The organism is Yersinia sp. 1252 StPb PI (assembly GCF_048593885.1).
Taxonomy (GTDB): domain Bacteria; phylum Pseudomonadota; class Gammaproteobacteria; order Enterobacterales; family Enterobacteriaceae; genus Yersinia; species Yersinia enterocolitica_E.
The window spans coordinates 1-485 of the sequence record NZ_JAZGQE010000482.1; the positions used below are offsets into that span (position 1 = coordinate 1).

A 485-nucleotide genomic window follows, 5' to 3' on the forward strand; every position below is an offset into this window, starting at 1 on the left:
ACTTCCGGCGCATAACCACGCAGGGACTCTGGCAACATGCGGTCATCGGTGCTGAATTGTGCCCCGGTAAAAGGCACGGTATCGAATAACTGCCCGGTGGTATTGGATTGCCCCAGCAACACCCGGCCCAGCGCAGCCGGGACATCCCGCTGCACATAACTGTTAATACTGGTGTATTTGCTGTCACCGTCTTCTTGCCAGTTATACGAGCCGTTATGACGGAAATACCATGAGCCGAGGTTTAGCCCGGTGTTAATCCCGGCAAAAGCCGAGTTAAATGTCTGTCCGTTGGCGGAGGAGCTGTAGCCATTGAGTGAATAGCCCAACATCCCTGACGTCACGCCGCTGTCCCACAAGGCCGGATTGACGGTGCCACGGGCGGTACGGAGTAACAATGCCTGGGGAATAGCGATATCCAGCCGTTGTTCGCCGCTGTCAAAAGTCACCTGGGCATCGGGGATCAGCGACGCCAGATCAACACAGCC

At 56.5% G+C, this 485-nt stretch carries 1 protein-coding gene; it reads right to left on the reverse strand.

The features are described 5' to 3' along the window. Window positions 1-485, reverse strand: a 485-nt coding sequence (locus tag V2A85_RS24430; protein ID WP_420072654.1) for a fimbria/pilus outer membrane usher protein, incomplete at both ends; no start/stop codon positions are given.